This is a genomic window from Listeria farberi, from assembly GCF_014229245.1.
Classification (GTDB): domain Bacteria; phylum Bacillota; class Bacilli; order Lactobacillales; family Listeriaceae; genus Listeria; species Listeria farberi.
The window spans coordinates 1-15794 of record NZ_JAARZJ010000001.1 but is presented as its reverse complement, the minus strand read 5'-3'; the positions used below and the strand labels follow the sequence as shown (position 1 = coordinate 15794).

At 35.7% G+C, this 15794-nt stretch carries 11 protein-coding genes, 5 tRNA genes and 1 pseudogene; 7 read left to right on the top strand and 10 right to left on the bottom strand.

Annotated features, from left to right (window positions below; translation table 11 throughout):
* Nucleotides 1–154: 154 nt before the first annotated feature.
* The 6 genes from mdxK to HCB45_RS00060 form a co-directional block, all read right to left on the bottom strand.
* Nucleotides 155–2416, bottom strand: a complete 2262-nt coding sequence (mdxK, locus tag HCB45_RS00085) for a maltose phosphorylase MdxK (protein ID WP_185319289.1) — start codon at nucleotides 2414–2416, stop codon at nucleotides 155–157.
* A gap of 15 nt (nucleotides 2417–2431) precedes the next feature.
* On the bottom strand, nucleotides 2432–3265 hold the full coding sequence (locus tag HCB45_RS00080; RefSeq protein ID WP_185618213.1) for a DUF1189 domain-containing protein: 834 nt from the start codon (nucleotides 3263–3265) through the stop codon (nucleotides 2432–2434).
* A 27-nt stretch (nucleotides 3266–3292) separates the two neighbouring features.
* Nucleotides 3293–4144, bottom strand: coding sequence for a sugar ABC transporter permease (locus HCB45_RS00075; protein ID WP_003722383.1), 852 nt, complete (start codon nucleotides 4142–4144; stop codon nucleotides 3293–3295).
* On the bottom strand, nucleotides 4145–5452 hold the full coding sequence (locus HCB45_RS00070) for a sugar ABC transporter permease (protein WP_185618211.1): 1308 nt from the start codon (nucleotides 5450–5452) through the stop codon (nucleotides 4145–4147). It lies immediately after the preceding gene.
* A gap of 86 nt (nucleotides 5453–5538) precedes the next feature.
* Nucleotides 5539–6798 (bottom strand): extracellular solute-binding protein, encoded by a 1260-nt coding sequence (locus tag HCB45_RS00065; RefSeq protein WP_185319291.1) that lies wholly within the window; start codon nucleotides 6796–6798, stop codon nucleotides 5539–5541.
* A gap of 212 nt (nucleotides 6799–7010) precedes the next feature.
* Nucleotides 7011–8786: a glycoside hydrolase family 13 protein gene (locus HCB45_RS00060; RefSeq protein WP_185618209.1), complete on the bottom strand. Its 1776-nt coding sequence runs from the start codon at nucleotides 8784–8786 to the stop codon at nucleotides 7011–7013.
* Nucleotides 8787–9038: 252 nt separating this feature from the next.
* Here HCB45_RS00060 and HCB45_RS00055 point away from each other — a divergent pair, with 252 nt between their 5' ends.
* The gene (locus HCB45_RS00055) at nucleotides 9039–9674 is read left to right on the top strand and encodes a CPBP family intramembrane glutamic endopeptidase (RefSeq protein ID WP_185319293.1); all 636 of its coding nucleotides are present in this window, start codon (nucleotides 9039–9041) and stop codon (nucleotides 9672–9674) included.
* 34 nt (nucleotides 9675–9708) lie between these two features.
* Here HCB45_RS00055 and HCB45_RS00050 read toward each other — a convergent pair whose 3' ends face one another.
* The 3 genes from HCB45_RS00050 to kimA form a co-directional block, all read right to left on the bottom strand.
* Nucleotides 9709–10674 (bottom strand): LacI family DNA-binding transcriptional regulator, encoded by a 966-nt coding sequence (locus HCB45_RS00050; protein WP_185319294.1) that lies wholly within the window; start codon nucleotides 10672–10674, stop codon nucleotides 9709–9711.
* Nucleotides 10675–10812: 138 nt separating this feature from the next.
* Nucleotides 10813–11049: a hypothetical protein gene (locus HCB45_RS00045; RefSeq protein ID WP_185607843.1), complete on the bottom strand. Its 237-nt coding sequence runs from the start codon at nucleotides 11047–11049 to the stop codon at nucleotides 10813–10815.
* Nucleotides 11050–11647: 598 nt separating this feature from the next.
* Nucleotides 11648–13471, bottom strand: coding sequence for a potassium transporter KimA (gene kimA, locus HCB45_RS00040; protein ID WP_003767874.1), 1824 nt, complete (start codon nucleotides 13469–13471; stop codon nucleotides 11648–11650).
* 335 nt (nucleotides 13472–13806) lie between these two features.
* Here kimA and HCB45_RS00035 point away from each other — a divergent pair.
* The 5 genes from HCB45_RS00035 (at nucleotide 13807) to HCB45_RS00015 (ending at nucleotide 14362) form a co-directional block, all read left to right on the top strand.
* Nucleotides 13807–13878: transfer RNA gene (locus tag HCB45_RS00035), tRNA-Glu, on the top strand.
* A 153-nt stretch (nucleotides 13879–14031) separates the two neighbouring features.
* Nucleotides 14032–14105 (top strand) — tRNA-Thr (locus tag HCB45_RS00030).
* 8 nt (nucleotides 14106–14113) lie between these two features.
* Nucleotides 14114–14197, top strand: a tRNA-Tyr gene (locus tag HCB45_RS00025).
* 11 nt (nucleotides 14198–14208) lie between these two features.
* Nucleotides 14209–14280 (top strand) — tRNA-Gln (locus HCB45_RS00020).
* 9 nt (nucleotides 14281–14289) lie between these two features.
* Nucleotides 14290–14362 (top strand) — tRNA-Lys (locus HCB45_RS00015).
* A 93-nt stretch (nucleotides 14363–14455) separates the two neighbouring features.
* Here HCB45_RS00015 and HCB45_RS00010 read toward each other — a convergent pair.
* Nucleotides 14456–15157, bottom strand: a complete 702-nt coding sequence (locus HCB45_RS00010) for a Crp/Fnr family transcriptional regulator (protein ID WP_185319296.1) — start codon at nucleotides 15155–15157, stop codon at nucleotides 14456–14458.
* Nucleotides 15158–15644: 487 nt separating this feature from the next.
* On the opposite strand from HCB45_RS00010, the pseudogene HCB45_RS00005 reads away from it, so the two are divergent.
* Nucleotides 15645–15794 (top strand): annotated as a pseudogene (locus HCB45_RS00005) (Crp/Fnr family transcriptional regulator); the annotation flags it as partial.

The following is a 15794-nucleotide window of genomic DNA, read 5'->3' as shown; positions in this document are numbered from 1 at the left end:
TGAAAACCATTTATGATCACATGGTTCACTTTCTTTATTATAGCATAAGAGTGCAGGCGGAAAAAGCAATCGTCCCGCCAAAAATCGGAAAGATTTGTTAAAGAAAAAACTTGCCAAAAACGAATCTTATCGTTTCTAGCAAGTTCTACTACTCTTATATTTCTACTGTTACCGCTGTTTCTAGCAAATAATTTTTCTTATACATTTCTAAATTAATAGCTTCTCCGTGGCATAATTTTATAGTTACTTGTCCAACTTCTACTTTTACTTCCAACAAACGATCACGGAAATTAATTTTGAAACGGTAATTTTTCCAGCCATTTGGCACGAATGGAGCAAAACTTAACTGACCAGATGTTACTCGCATGCCTGCAAAGCCTTGTACGATTGATAACCAACTTCCTGCCATTGAAGTAATGTGCAGTCCGTCTTCTGTATCATTATTAATGTTATCAAGATCTAGTCTTGCTGTACGTTTGTATAGTTCTACTGCTTTATCATATTTACCGAGCTCTGCCGCTAACACCGCATGCACAGCTGGCGATAAACTAGATTCATGTACCGTTAGTGGCTCATAGAATTCGAAGTTGCGTTGTTTCGTATCAAAATCAAAGTCATCATAGAATAAATATAAACCTTGAAGTACATCGGCTTGTTTAATGAAGCAAGAACGTAAAATTTTATCCCATGACCAATTTTGGTTAATCGGCATATCTTCTGGTTTTAATGTGTCAGTGGAACGCAATTCTTTATCTAAAAAGGTATCATGTTGCACAAAAATCTGCCATTTTTCATCAAAAGGATAATACATACGATGCTCAATGTCTTCCCATTTTGCTATTTCGTACTCGGTGACACCTAAACGTTTTTTCGCTTCTGAATCTAAGTTCTCTAACGTATAACGAATCGTCCAAGCAGCGATATAGTTAGTATACCAGTTATTGCTAACGTTATTATCATATTCGTTTGGTCCTGTTACACCGTGAATCATGTATTTATCTAAACGGTCAGATAAATGCACGCGATCAGCCCAGAAACGAGTGATTTCGGTTAATACTTCGATTCCATCTGTTTTTAAATATGAATCATCACCAGTGTAGTTTGTGTAGTTATAAATCGCATAAGCAATCGCGCCATTGCGATGAATTTCTTCAAACGTGATTTCCCATTCATTATGGCACTCGACTCCGGTAAAAGTTACCATCGGATAGAGGGCTCCACCTAAGCCAATTTTCTTTGCATTGATTTTAGCACCATCTAATTGATTGTGGCGGTATTTAAGCAAGTTATGGCTCACAGATTTGTCAGTCAGCGATAAATACATCGGTAAGGCGAATGCTTCGGTATCCCAGTATGTTGCGCCGCCATATTTTTCACCAGTAAATCCTTTAGGACCAATGTTTAGTCTTGCGTCCTCCCCGTAATAAGTCGCAAACAATTGGAATATGTTAAAGCGAATCCCTTGTTGCGCGGAATTATCTCCAGAAATTTCAACATCCGCTTTATCCCATCGTTCACGCCAACCTGAAACATGCTCAGCTAATAGTTCTTCATAAGTTTTTGCTTCTAAACTTTGTAAGATTTCTTCTCCTGCTGGAAGAATTTCCGCTTCCTCATAATCGCGAGATGTTGTAATGACAACCCGTTTTTCTATTTGAGCCACTTCATCTTCTTGTAGGTCAAATTGAAAATAATTTTCGGTATAAAGAGCTTTTGTTTGATTCGTTTCGTTTGCCGCATTGGTCTTATTTTCCATCACTGCAGAAACAGTAAATCGTGGAGTTCCAAAGTTGTTTGGAATGGTTTTTGTGACAAGCGAACCGCGACTTGCCGATGAAGTTTTTTTAACTTCTTGCCAGAACATTTCTTCATAGTTAGCATCTTCATTTTGCACATTGCCATCTAAAAAGGACGTTAATTCCACTTTTGCAGGACTTGACGCTTCCACTTGATAGCGAATAACCGCAAGTTCTTTTGTCGCAACACTTAAGAATCGTTCTGCTGTAATCTGAAAGTTTTTGTTATTTTTAACTACCGTGAATTGTCGTCTCAAAACACCTTTTTCCATATCTAATTCAAGTTCAAAATCGCTTACCTCATCTACAAATAAATCGAGTTTTTCACCGTCAAGATGTACTTCAATCCCGATAAAATTAAGGCCGTTAATGACTTTACCGAAATAATCTGGGTAGCCATTTTTCCACCAACCAACTCTTGTTTTATCTGGAAACCACACGCCTGCATAATAAGTTCCAATATGGCCGTCGCCGGAGTATCCTTCTTCAAAATTCCCGCGCATCCCCATGTATCCATTACCGAGTGAAGTTAGGCTTTCTTGCAAACGTTTATTTTCTTTATCTAGTTTGGTTGTCCGTAATGTCCATGGTTCGATTTCAAATAATTGCTTCTGTGCCATACTAAAACCTCCTAATTAGCGACTAGCAGCCATGCTTTTTTCACTAGTCTTATAAAATCTTGTTTTTAAAAATGTCCATGCTATCATCAACACCATTCCAAGTGACTGAACAGCCATAATAATCGTAATATCGAAGTAAATAAAACCGATAATACAAGCCGCAATCACCGGAATTCCCAGTGCATTTAGCGTTAAATTTACTGATTCTTTAAAAGATGCAATGCTTGAAAAACTGCTCCGTTTTGTCATCCAAATGAAAAGTGAGGTAAATGTTGTTAACATAAGTGAACTAACAAAAATAATTGAGCCAATCATCAGCACCATCGATAAGAAAACAAAGGCTTGATTTTCTAAATACCACTGCGCAGAAACCCAATCTACTAGCGATTCACCAGAAGTGATTTCACTTAATGTGGCATCTTTTGGATAGCTCACTTCAAATGTATAACCACTTGCATCTGTAAGCGTCATTTCTTGGTCTTTGAAGTTAATGATGTTTTTAGCTCCGGAGAGTTCTGCCTTCGTTAAATTTACACCAGCCACGCCATTAGCCGATTTTTCGACGATATGCGCATTTTTATCAGTTAATTCTCCGTTTTCGAGCGTCAGTCCACTAATTTCTGTCGCCAATTGATCCGTGCCAAGCGTCGCCATTTTTGGCATTAAACTTAGTAAATCAAAACTCGACTGATTGGCAAAGTGCGCGGAAACAGGAAGCAACAGTAGCGCATTTAAGAAAATAAATACGATGACCATTTGCCAGAATTTCAGTATTTTCCGACCTTCGAAAATTGCCGTTGGTCCAAGCGTACTTTTTACATATTGAATGATAAACGGAACTTTTTTCATTGGTATCACAGCCTTTTTAAAAATCAATTATCCTTTTGTTCCACCAGCAGTTAAGCCAGAAACAAAATTCTTTTGTAAGAAGAAGAACAGTAAACAAATTGGTAGCGCGGCTAAGATTGCTCCTGCTGCAAATAAAGCTACTTTTTGTTGTTGTGGGTTGGCAATGAACGTTTGAAGTCCTACCGCAATCGTCAAGTTTTCTGGAGTTCTTAGTAAGAATTTAGCAAGTAAGAAATCTCCAAATGGTCCCATAAATGCCCATAGAGCTTGAACGGCAATCATTGGTCTTACAAGTGGCAAAATGATTTGGGCAAAAATCCGGAAATGTCCTGCCCCATCAAGTTTGGCCGATTCATCTAAATCACGCGGCACGGTATCAAAGTATCCTTTCATTAGCCAAGTGTTCATTGGAATCCCGCCGCCAATATAAATCAATGTCAAGAACCAATATTGATCAAGTGCGCCTAGTAACATTGCTAACACGTAGAAAGCTGTTAGGGCCGCCATTGTTGGCACCATTTGAATAATAAGGAAGAAAATCAAGCTATTTTTACGTCCTTTAAAACGGTAACGGCTATATGTATAACCTGCAAGCGTCACAATTGTTACTTGCATAATCATCGTTACAACCGCGATAATCAGTGTGTTTTTGTACCAATCAAGATACAATGTTTCATTAAACAATCTCGTGAAGTTATTAAGTGTCCAACTATCCGACCACTCAAGCGTAAATGCTGCGATATTCCCTGGTTTGAAGGCAGAAGATGCTGTTATTAGAATTGGATACAAAATAATAATCGTTAGCACGGTTAAAAATAAATACGTGAAAAACTGTGTTAAGAACTTTGTTGTCCGCTGATCTTTCATAAAGTCTCTCATTTACATCATCTCCTCGTTCCCAAAGGCATTCGTTTTCTTAAAGGCAATCATCGAAACTGTAATTACGATAATAGAGATAAGAAGTGTCACAGCAGCGGCTACAGCATATTGCGGCGAAGTACCAGTTGTTAGTTTATAAATCCATGAAATTAAGATATCGGTTGATCCTGCGCCTGCTCCGACACTTCCGGGACCACCTTCATTGAATAAGTAGATTATCGAAAAGTTATTGAAGTTAAATGTATATTGCGTAATAAATACAGGTGCTGTTACAAATAAAATCATCGGTAACGTAATTTTACGGAAACGTTGAATTGCACTTGCCCCATCAATTCTAGCCGCTTCGTATAGTTCACCAGGGATTGCTTGAAGCACCCCAGTAACCATAACGTAAATATATGGAAAACCAAGCCAACCTTGAATACTAATCAGTGCTACTTTTGTCCAGAAAGGATCTGTTTTCCAAGCAATCGCATTGATATCAACAAATGGCAAATGGTTTAGGAGCGGGATGACTTGCGAGTTGATTGCCCCAATACTATCATTAAACATATTTGAAAAACTCATGATTGTAATAAAAGCTGGAACCGCCCACGGAAGTAAGAAAACTACCCCAAAAAGACGTTTCCCTTTAATAAAGTTTTGATTTGCAACAATCGCTGTGAATACGCCAACGACAATTTGTAAAGAAGTCGCACAGATCGTCCAAATGAGTGTCCACGAGAATACACTTAGGAAGGTGTCACGGTACGAACTTAGGAAGAAAATATTAAAGAAGTTCTTAAATCCAACCCAGTCAATTAAGTTCGCTGGCGGAATATGGTAAAAATCGTAGTTGGTAAATGCCATGAAAAGCGTTACAAGAACTGGGAAAATAATAACAAAAGTCATCACTAGGTAAGCGGGTAGTGTAAGTAAATACGGGAAACCTTTGTCGAGCATATTTTTTATAATAGCAATTGCGGAACGGTTAACAGTTTCACCAAGGTTCCACTGCATAGCCACGCGTCTTGCATCGAAAATATTTATAAACCAAAAGCCTATAAATAGTAATGTCACAATTAATTGTAAAGTACCTTCAATCATTAAAAATAAGGAATGATCTACACCTGGTACAGATCCAAGTGTTACAAGGCCAATCAGTGCATTCAGCCCAACTGCAAAAAATTCTATGATAAACAAAGCAAATAGTGCGAAAAAGACAATCCCTTTAAAATTTTGCTTATTATAAAATTGACCAAGTCCCGGAATGATTGATAACAAAGTCGCTTGACGAACATTTTTAATTTGTTTCTGTTCTAGTTTCATTTTGTTACCCTCAATTCTAGATATAGATTCACTAGCTAAGTTGAAAAATTGGCGGGGCGCGCTACCTTTGCCCCGCCAACTCCTAATTATTTAGTATATTTTTGTGTTACGTTATCTTCAATTACTTTTACTGCATCGTCAGCTGATTGTTGCGGTGTTTTCGAACCAGAAGCTGCGTCAAACATTAAGTTTTCAGCGCCTGTCCAAACTTCTGACATTTCAGGAATATTTGGCATTGGCTGTGCATTTTTGTATTGTTCGATAACAGCATTTGTTAATTCGTCATTTTTCGATTTCGCTGTATCACGTGCTTTTAAGTTAGCTGGTACTTCATTTGTCATATCATATAAAGTTTCTTGATTTTTTTGGTTAGTAACATAATCCAACCATTTTTGAGCTACATCTTTGTTTTTAGAATAGTTACTTACAACCCAACCTTTACCGCCTGCAAATGGAGAGTATTCTTTACCATTATTAAGCGTTGGGATTTTTGCTACGCCGTAATTAATTTTTGCTTCTTTATAGTTTGCTGCTGACCATGGGCCACCTAGAATTGCTGCTGCTTTACCTTTAACAAATTGATCTTGGATAAAGTCATCTGCACTCTTATTGTCTTGCATACCTTTTGGCCATACATCTTGGAACCATTTTGTTGCGTAAGTAATTCCTTCAACCGAACCTTTATTGTTTAAACCGATGTCTTTTGGATTTGTACCTTCATCGCCGAATACATAACCGCCATACCCTGCAAGTAGTCCATATGAGAAGTAGAAATCAGTCCATTTTGCTAAGAAACCAGTATTTTTTCCTTTTTCAGAAGTGAAGGCAAAACGAGAATCTGTTGAAAGTGTTTCTAAATCTTTAAATGTTGCTGGAGCTTTGTCGAGTAAATCTTTATTATAGTAAAGTACTAGAGTTTCAATAATTGCTGGAGCACCATAAATTTTATCGTCAATGGTTACTTGTTTTTGGTCTTTTTCATCGTAATCGTCTTTATTACCAAGTTTTACTTCAGCTAAATGTCCTTGTTGACCTAAACTTCCAATTCTATCAAATGCGGACATCATTACGTCTGGAGCAGTTCCAGCAGGACCGTCAAGTGGAAGAGCTTCTAATGTTTCGAACATGTCTTTTTCGACTACTTTTACTTTCACGTCATTGTCTTTTTCAAAATCACCTTTTATTTTGTTCACGTAGTCTTTGTAGCCTGCATCAACGGAAACGGTTAATGTTTTTTCATCAGATGAGCCAGATTTACTCGTGTCTTTGCCGCCACCACATGCTGCTAAGCTTAAAGCCATTACTAAAACCGCCGAAACTATTCCCACTTTTTTGAAACGCTTCATTTACTTTTCCTCCTCTTTATGAAAAAAGCCGCTCTATAATGTCTGATTTCAAAGTCCCCATCTTTTTTCAATTCTTTTTTAAGTTTGTGAATTAGGTTAACCTATGCATTTATTATATGCTGATTCCGAAAGCGTTTACAAGGAGATTTCACATGTTACCGATAACAACATTTTTTCGGTAAACATGTGAAAAATTCCTTTACGCCATTGATTTAGCTGTTTTCTTTAATAACAAGAAATCCTTTTGCTGGGATGACAAGATTTTCTGTTACAGCTCGGTTGTTCCAAATATCAGTCGCTGTATTTTCAAATGAAATTGTGAAATCTTTATCTTCTTTTGCTTGATTGAAAAGGAAATACAGTTTTTCACCATTTAATTCTTTAGAAAATGCTGTAATGCCTGTTTCGCTACTTGCACCTAGCCAAGTTAATTCGCCGGATGTGATAATTGCTTGGTTATCTTTTCTTAGCGCGATTAATTTTTTCGTAAATGCTAGCATATATTGATTTTGTTTTGCTTCATTCCATTCCATACACTTACGGCAACCTGGGTCATTTCCACCGTCCATACCGATTTCTGTTCCGTAATAAATACACGGCGAACCAGTGTGTGCGAACATGAAGGCAAGCGCTTGTTTTACTTTGTCCTCATCATTATTAGCACGGGTTAAAATACGCGCTGTATCATGGCTATCAAGCATGTTAAACATCACTTCATTCACTTGATTTGGATAGCGCATATATTGTTCATTAATACCTGAAACCATTTGTTCAGGAGTAATTTTTTCTTCAATAAAGTTTTCGATAATCGTTTGAGTAAACGGATAGTTCATTACTGCATGGAATTCATCTCCAAGTAACCAAATCCAAGAGTCATGCCAAATTTCCCCAAGGATATAAATATCTTCTTTTTCCGCTTGGACTGCTTTTTTGAATTCCTTCCAAAAAGCATGATCGACTTCATTAGCAACGTCTAAGCGCCAACCATCAATATCAAATTCGCGAATCCAGTAAGTGGCAATGTCTAGTAGATACTTTTGAACTTCCGGGTTAGCTGTATTTAATTTTGGCATGTGCGTTGTGAAAGCAAATGTATCATAAGAAAGTGTTGCTTCTCCTTCGATATTGCCATTTTCATTTTGACGAACTGGGAAACTGTGAATGTGGAACCAATCGTGATATGCTGATTTTTCTTCGTTTAAAACAACATCTTGCCACTGTGCGGAAGTGTCTCCGATGTGATTGAACACCGCATCTAACATTATGCGAATACCACGTTTATGCGCTTCTTGAACTAACTTTCTAAAAGTTTCTTTGTCTCCGAAATGCGGATCAATTTTTTTGTAATCAACTGTATCGTATTTATGGTTGGTTGGTGCTTCAAAAACAGGCGTCAAATAAACCCCATTAATACCAAGCTCTACTAAATAATCTAAGTGTTCGATTATCCCTTCGATATCTCCACCGAAAAAGTCTGTTGTATTCGGGTCTTTACTTCCCCACGGCAAGGCATTTTCAGGAGAAATTGCCGGGTTTCCATTTGCAAAACGTTCTGGGAAAATTTGATACCAAATAGTTTTACCTACCCATTCAGGCGCTTCAAACGTGTCAACAGCATGTATAAATGGAAATTTAAAATAATAATCCATCGTTTCTAAGTTCGCTTCTGTCGGCTCAAAAAAACCTCGTCCACCGTAAAAGACTGTTTCTCCTTCTGTATCAGTTAATAAAAACCCATATTGAAGACGTCTATGTTCTGGTGTGATTGCAAAAAACCAATAATCATGCTCTTCTGTTTCTGCGATTTTGCGCATCGTATAAGATTCACTTTGCCATTTTCCATCTTTCCATAAGTAAGGGTCCGCAGCAATTAAAGTAACCTTGCTAATATCCAAACGTTTCGTTCTAATCCGAATATGTAATGTTTTAGCGTCATAACTATAAGCATAGCTACTCGCCGGTTGATGATAAATCCCTGCTTTTTCCATTTTTTCTCCTCCTATATCACCTTTCGTTCTATTTCAAATTAGCATTTCCATTAAAGCGTTTGCAACCTTTTCTCGCTCGTTAACGGTAACAAGTTTTTTTGGTTATTTAACATTCTTTCAATATATAGAAAAAATAATTACTTCTCCTCTTTTAAAGTGACAAATTAGTAACTTTACTGATTTAAAGTAAAGAGCTATAATAACTCATGGACTAATAAACTCTTTTGAAAAAAGGTCTAAAAGGAGGATAAAATGGAAAATACTTTAAGCTTAAAGAAACAAGGGTATTGGTTATTTTCCAGCGCAATCATTATTGGTGTTCTTTTTCTTCTTTTGCCGCACATCATTTCCAATATTGGAGTGTTAGAATTTATAGGTGCTTTCTTTAATGCCCTATGTATGGGAGTTATTGCTTTTATCATTCTAAAAGCAGAATTTCTTGATTGGTTTAAACATTTTAGTTTCAAATGGATAATTATCGGTGCTCCTGCATTAATTATTATCAGCGCTATTTTCAATTATGCGTGGGCTTATTTCGCAGGTAGTACAACGGAAAATGGTATCAACAGTGTTCTTACATGGTCTTATGTCTTTACAAGTATTCCATTTATGCTACTCGGTGAAGAATTACTATCCTTAAGCTTGTTATACGCCGCTTGGAAAAAATGGAACTGGAAATTTTGGCAAGCTTCACTATTATGTTCTTTACTTTTTGCAACTTGGCATTTGACATCTTATGATTTTAACTTTCTACAATGTATCATTACTTTAGCTCCTGCCAGGCTCATTTTGAACTACTTGTTTAAAAAAACCAACTCCATTTGGGTTACTTTTATCGTGCATTTCATTTTTGATTTTGTTGCATTTTTACCTATTTTACTCAAATAAAAAAACGCTAGGAAAAAGATTCCTAGCGTTTTTATTACTCTTCTTTTCCAGTTGTAGAAGCTCTTATCAGTAATTCTGGAGTAAATAATAGGTTTCCTTGAGGTTTTCCGTGATTATTAATTTTAGCAAGTAACATTTTTGCAAGTTCTTCTCCCATTTCAACGACAGGAGAGCGAACAGTAGTGATTTTTGGGGAAGAGATTCGATCTAAGAAGACACCATCAAATCCTGTTACAGCAATATTTTCACCAAAACGACGACCGAAAGTTGCTGCTGCACGAACAACTCCTATCGCAATACGGTCTGAAGCGCAAACAATGGCAATTTTTTCTGAGTTATAACGTAATAATTCAAATGCTTTTTCTTCTGCAACACTCGAACTATTCGCAATAAAATAACTTTCCGGATTAAGTCCATGTTTTCGCACCACTTTTTCGTATCCTTCTAAACGTGATTTCATAAACTGCTCATCAAGTAAATCAATTCCTAAAAATACAATTCGCGAAAAACCAATCTCTACCATATGCTCTGTCGCTAGCATCGTTCCTTTTTTATTATCTACATCTATAGAATCATAGCCACGTTTATTCTCACCATAAAAAATAACTGGTTTATCAATATCCAAAAGACCTAAATCATAATCTTTATCCCGTATTCCTGTGACAATAAGCCCATCATAAGCTCCGATATTTCTGGACCTTTGCGTAACAAGTTGAAGTGAATAATAATACTTATCTAACTCACGGCTGATTCCCGTTAATAAATTCATATAATAAGGTTCAACTGTGTCAATTTCTTCTAAAATCAAAAATTTAATAACTTGTGTCCTGTTTTGAACAAGTGCTCTAGCTGCATAGTTAGGTACATACTCTAGAGCTTCCATCGCACTATAAACAAGCATTTTCAGTTCATCTGAGACTTGATCTGGATGATTAATAACCCGTGAAACTGTCATTTTGGAGACATTTGCCCGTTTCGCAACATCTGCTAAAGTCGCCATCTCCAACCTCCTCCATTCATAATCTTCCTTATTGTACCATCTTTTCCGCAAAAAAAAATAAGATTTAACCCACAAAAAAAGCATTCCCTTTAAAAACACGAAAATGCTTGGTCTATTATAATTATGTAAAGACTCATTTTAAAGTGTTTGCCACTTTTTTTGAGAGACTCTGCGTTCCTTTGTGTGTTGATAAGCCTTAATAATTACTCGGCACAATTGATGTATCCCACCAATTAAAATTCCAATAGTAATAGCCACGAGCGTAGTTGTCAGAAAACTAATAAATGGAAAACTAGATGTATTCATTGCAGCTATTCCCAATATAAAAGTGATAATAGTAGGTAGTACATAATACCTAATGTCCTGTTCCTGCATACAAAGCGCTCCTTTACTAAATTAATCTCTCCTATCAACTACTGAAATTATAACGCGAAAACTGGCTTTTTTCAAGGTCTGAAAGGAACTTCAAGGCTTATTCAAAAAAAAGAAAATGGCTCTATATAGCGCTTTCTTCGCCTATAATAAATCCACTCACTTTGAATTCATCAAAAAGAAAAATTTGTTACCAGTTTGTAATATTAATTAAGTCCTTTTACTTACCTGTCATGCTACTTATATTTATTCATATTTGTATATAAGTATTACTTTTTATTCACCGATATATCCATTTCTAGATATGTTTTATTTATAATATATACATAAAAGTCCCCCTAATTATTATAGTGAGGAATTCTTTTTATTTTTCATGAAAAAAATCTTTTAAAACTTAAAATAGAATTTATTTTCGCATTTAATGGCAAAAAGAGGATTTTTGTTTAGAGAAAAAGGTATTTCTATTCATTTTTTTGCTCTCAAAATCTTATTTTCGTCTTTTTACAAATCCATTTCATCCAGGTAAGCTTATATCGTTCCATTATAAAAACGGAAGAGCATCCCCCCTCTTCCCCCGAAGGTCTCTTCCGTTTTTCTCTTATTATTCTTTTAAATGATATGGATACGTTGAAACAACAACATCTCTTTTCATTAGAAGTCTTGTACGAATCAATAGGCTTGTTTGATTATGAAGGACATTTTGCCAACCTTTTCTAGGGATAAACTGTGGTATTAATACCGTAAGTGAGTAGTTGTCTTGGTCAGCTTTTTGTTTTGCTGTATCAATAAATTTCATTAATGGATCTGAAATCGACCGATACGGAGAATACAGGTTAGCCATACGAACTTCCGGATGAACTCTATTCCATCTCTCAACAAATTCTTTTTCCTGCTTTTTATCAATAGAAATATGAACAGCAATGACTGTATCGCCAATAGACTTAGCATACTGTAATGCTCCTTCTACAACTTTGGTGGTATCGGATACACAAATAATAACGGCATTTCCTTTGAAATCAGGCAAGTCCATTGTTTCGTCAATTCTAAGTTGTGGTCCTACTTTACGATAATGATGTCTTGTACGATGGAAAACATAAATCATAATAGGCATAAATACAAATACAGGCCATACAGACTCAATTCTCGTTAAGAATAATACTAGAAGTACTGTAAATGAAATAGACGCCCCAAGTAAGTTAGCGGATAAAGATTTCTTCCAGCCTTTCGGGCGCTGTTTCCACCATTTTACAATCATACCTGTTTGTGACAGAGTAAATGGTATAAAAACCCCTACTGAATATAACGGGATAAGTAATTCTGTTTTCCCTTTGAATAAAATAATTAATAAAATAGATCCTACAGCTAAAGTAATAATCCCGTTGGAGTAGCCTAATCGATCTCCTCTAGCTAAATACATTCTTGGCATAAATTTATCTTTAGCTAGGTTAAAAGCTAACATTGGAAATGCAGAAAATCCGGTATTAGCGGCTAAAACCAAAATCAGCGCTGTTGTAGCTTGAATGAAATAAAACATAAAGTTTCTGCCAAATACATTTTCCGCAATCTGAGATAACACTGTTACTTTCAATTCAGGTACGGTTCCATAAACAAATGCTAAAACCGTGATACCTACGAAGAAGAAGCCTAATAGTCCTGCCATTAAAGTTAATGTTTTGGCCGCATTTTTTGGCCGCGGCTCTTTAAATAGGGGCACTGCATTTGAGATAGCTTCAATACCTGTCAAAGAAGCAGACCCGGAAGCAAATGCTCTTAATAGTAGAAAGATTGTTACACCTTGTACGTGAGTTCCAACTGCGGCTGTTTCATGACTAGCATCCATACCAGTTAACACTTTAAATAAACCTGTAAAAATAAGAGCAATGATGGAAAAAACGAATAAATAGACCGGAATGGCAAGTAAACTAGCAGATTCAGTAATCCCTCTAAGGTTAATGATCGTTACACCCACTACAAGCAATACTGCTATAGGCACTGCAAAAGGATACAATGATGGCACTGCTGAAACAATTGCATCCGTTCCTGAAGACACACTTACAGCTACTGTAAGCATATAATCTACCAGTAAAGAACCTCCTGCGATTAGTCCAGCATTGTTTCCTAAATTTTCTCTTGAAACAATATATGCTCCACCACCATGTGGATAAGAATAAATAATTTGTTTATAAGAAAGATTTAGTGCAAACAAAAGAACAAGAACACAAAGTGCAATGGGTAATGAATACCACATAGCTGCAGCACTAACAGTTACAAGTACCAATAAAATTTGTTCTGTACCGTATGCAATGGAAGAAAGCGCATCTGATGATAGAACGGCTAAAGCTTTTAATTTCCCTAATTTTTGGTCTCCAGCTTCTGATGTTTTCAGAGGGCGGCCGATTAATAATCTTTTTAGCGGCGATGCCATAGTATTCCCTACCTTTTTTATGTGATTTTTTAGCTAACTTCAAGTTGACCAGACACATTATAGCACAGCTGATTTTAGATTGTAATACTAATTTGTATTATTTTATAAGGCTAATTACATTCCACTTGAATAGTTGTTCATAAAGCTTCATTTTCCATTTATGTCACCTAAATATTTATTTCATATTCTCTTCAATATACATACCCATTAATCAGATAAATAACCCGTTCTTCACACTTTTATTTTCAGAAAAAAAAGAATTTAATTTGGGTATTTACAAATGATATCCTTTTTTTATATAATAGTTTCTAGCGGTAAAAAACTTTTATGTAAATGGCCCGTTGGTCAAGCGGTTAAGACACCGCCCTTTCACGGCGGTAACACGGGTTCGAATCCCGTACGGGTCACTTTTAATCAAAAAAGCAGCTAAAAAAATTAATTTCATTTTTTTGAAAAAAAAGCTGGTAAAAATATTAAAAATGTTATATTATGTATTAGTATCTGTTTTAAAGATTTAACGATGCAAGAGATTTCGATTTACCAGTAAAGAGCGATTCTTCGCCGACTTAGCTCAATCTGGTAGAGCAACTGAATCGTAATCAGTAGGTTGCGGGTTCAATTCCTGCAGTCGGCATTTATATCGGAGGGGTAGCGAAGTGGCTAAACGCGGCGGACTGTAAATCCGCTCCTTCGGGTTCGGTGGTTCGAATCCACTCCCCTCCACCATTTTCTATTATTGGGCTATAGCCAAGCGGTAAGGCAACGGATTTTGATTCCGTCATGCGCTGGTTCGAATCCAGCTAGCCCAGTCATATTTAGAGCCGTTAGCTCAGTTGGTAGAGCATCTGACTTTTAATCAGAGGGTCGCTGGTTCGAACCCAGCACGGCTCATCCTTAAAAAACAAGAAAAGAATTCTTTTCTTGTTTTTTTATATAAAAAAATCATTTAGCATCTAAACAATGCTAAATGATCTTTTCGTTTCGCTATGGAGATGTTGCTTTAGTTCTTATCTTGCCACAGCTACCTTCATAATTTTTCAATAAAATAAAAGACTTCGAATTTTCTGCTAAAAATCCCGATTCTATCAACTTTCCACACAAATGTGTAACCGATCGAACTGAAAGATTGGCATAATTAGCAATTAATTTTCTTGTAAAACACTTTGGTATGCGAAGCACTCCCTCTTTTTCAATACCAAAAAATTTCCCTAATTGTTCTAAAGACTCCCTTAATCGACTTTCCCCGTTCCCCCGCATTAAGTTACATTTTTCAATTAAAACATTTTCATGATTACGATTATTAAGATATAAATAGAGCCACCCCTCTTGCATCCCAATAATCGAACAAATGACATCCTCTTTATCGAATTCATATGCTGTAATCGTTTCGATGACTCTTGCTGTATAAACATTCGCTTCTGCCATAAAATAGTCATTTAAACCAGCAATTTGGTTGGGGCCTAGAAAACTTACTACATTTTTCTCTTTTTCTAATGAAACAATCCCTTTTTCAATAAAGTAAACTTTTGTATTTAAAATATCTTCTGTTAATAAAATTGTATTGGTTGAAATTTTTGTTTTTTTATACGGGATTCTGTGGTCAATTAAAGTTTGTAAAAATCGTTTATACCCAAATTCTTCTTCTAATACTTTTTTACTATACAAATCTTCAAATAACGACTGCATTTATTGTCATCTCATTTCTATTTTGTGTCATAAGCAAATAGTTTTATAATGCGATGAGTGGCTTCTTACAAGTGATGATACTACCAAACACTTTTAAAAGGAACCCAACAAAAAAACCAAACTTCCACCTTTTAGCAACTATTTTTGACTTTTTCGTCACATTTAAACCTTATTTGCTGAGTAATTTATTTTGTCGTTTTTCTTGATATTTATATTATAAACCTTGTTAAGAGCCGTCTAAATTTGGTCAAATATAGTCCCTTTGTTATTTTTAAAAAATAGTATTTAACTGAATACTATTTTCTTCTAAAATTGTAGTTTTAACCTTTTTTTAAAGCTAATTATGAACTTTTTAAGGCGGTTTTTAGCTAGTTTAACTATTCCTTCGCGTCAATTATTTGGAAGAAAGTATTCTTCTAGAAGAATATCTGTTTTAGCGTTTTATTGCAGAACAATAGGGGGAAATTACAATAAAGGAGGAACTAGCATGTATTTGAAAGAAACATTAGATCAATTTGCTTCCATTAGTAATATTCTTAAGTTACTTAAAAAAGATCCTGGTTTTAATAAATATTGTATACAAGAACGCGTTCTTCATAAAACAATCTTTACAGCAGATAAAAAAAGAAAATATATC

Excerpts from the sequence above, each read along its gene's own strand:
- mdxK (WP_185319289.1), bottom strand. The coding sequence starts at position 2,416 with ATGGCACAGAAGCAATTATTTGAAATCGAACCATGGACATTACGGACA.
- HCB45_RS00045 (WP_185607843.1), bottom strand. The coding sequence starts at position 11,049 with ATGCAGGAACAGGACATTAGGTATTATGTACTACCTACTATTATCACT.
- HCB45_RS00010 (WP_185319296.1), bottom strand. The coding sequence starts at position 15,157 with ATGCAGTCGTTATTTGAAGATTTGTATAGTAAAAAAGTATTAGAAGAA.
- HCB45_RS00080 (WP_185618213.1), bottom strand. The coding sequence starts at position 3,265 with ATGAAAAAAGTTCCGTTTATCATTCAATATGTAAAAAGTACGCTTGGA.
- HCB45_RS00055 (WP_185319293.1), top strand. The coding sequence starts at position 9,039 with ATGGAAAATACTTTAAGCTTAAAGAAACAAGGGTATTGGTTATTTTCC.
- HCB45_RS00050 (WP_185319294.1), bottom strand. The coding sequence starts at position 10,674 with ATGGCGACTTTAGCAGATGTTGCGAAACGGGCAAATGTCTCCAAAATG.
- HCB45_RS00075 (WP_003722383.1), bottom strand. The coding sequence starts at position 4,144 with ATGAGAGACTTTATGAAAGATCAGCGGACAACAAAGTTCTTAACACAG.
- HCB45_RS00065 (WP_185319291.1), bottom strand. The coding sequence starts at position 6,798 with ATGAAGCGTTTCAAAAAAGTGGGAATAGTTTCGGCGGTTTTAGTAATG.
- HCB45_RS00070 (WP_185618211.1), bottom strand. The coding sequence starts at position 5,452 with ATGAAACTAGAACAGAAACAAATTAAAAATGTTCGTCAAGCGACTTTG.
- kimA (WP_003767874.1), bottom strand. The coding sequence starts at position 13,471 with ATGGCATCGCCGCTAAAAAGATTATTAATCGGCCGCCCTCTGAAAACA.
- HCB45_RS00060 (WP_185618209.1), bottom strand. The coding sequence starts at position 8,786 with ATGGAAAAAGCAGGGATTTATCATCAACCGGCGAGTAGCTATGCTTAT.